Raw genomic sequence first — 793 nt, 5'->3', positions numbered from 1 at the left:
ACGTTAAAGAGAATTATGACAATGTTAGGTTGAAAATAGGTTTTGCAGAGCTAATTACGCTTTGTATCTATCCAGATATAAAGGGGGAGGATGTAGTTATGCGATATAAGTGGAAACGGAGTTATTGGGTGCTTATAGTCAGTAGCTGTTTTGTACAAGTAGCTGTTGCGGGTGAGGAGGGGAGGTCATGGCTTTTGTGTCAACCTTCAAGCTATAATGAAAATGAAAAAACATTGCATACTCAAGATAATGAGGATGTAAGAACAGGAAATTGTATACTTGGAACACCTGACAAGAATATCCTTTTTGGGATGAACAAGGGGGTAGACGCTTTGGAAATGCTTAGTGGTCTTACCATGAAGAACAGCTCTGGAACATTGGTCAGAAAAATACAAGGACTTGAGAGCAAGAGTGGTGGCAATGCTGTGCAGAATGCGCAAAGAAGAAGTATTCCTGTACTTAAAAGTCCTGAACTCATCTTTGTTAAAAATGGGGCGCGTCTGGAAAATTTTGTACTCGATCATAATGGAAAAGCTTACATTTCAAATGATGGTGAAATAGATAGTCCGGGGCAGTCCATCAATAACACTGTGAGGAATGGCGCAGAGATTTATGTTTATGCGGGAGGTCTCAGTGAGAATAGCAAAATTGAACAGGGTGGGACTGAAAATGTTCAGGCTTTAAAAGGAAAACAAGGCTTTTCAAAAAATGCTGTCGTTAAAGAAGGGGGGCAGCAAAGTGTTGGGAATGGAGGAAAAGTAGAAGGAACCAAAATTTATGGTGGAGAACAGCT

Annotated in this window: 1 pseudogene; it reads left to right on the top strand. The window is 40.2% G+C overall.

Annotation, left to right across the window (positions count from 1 at the left end):
• Positions 1-98: 98 nt before the first annotated feature.
• A pseudogene (locus ACFINS_RS10040) lies at positions 99-793 on the top strand (autotransporter outer membrane beta-barrel domain-containing protein); the annotation flags it as partial.

The sequence above is a fragment of the Bartonella sp. AA2SXKL genome (assembly GCF_042197205.1).
Taxonomy (GTDB): domain Bacteria; phylum Pseudomonadota; class Alphaproteobacteria; order Rhizobiales; family Rhizobiaceae; genus Bartonella.
Note: the sequence above shows the minus strand (reverse complement) of the source record. Positions and strands in the feature narration are given on the sequence as shown.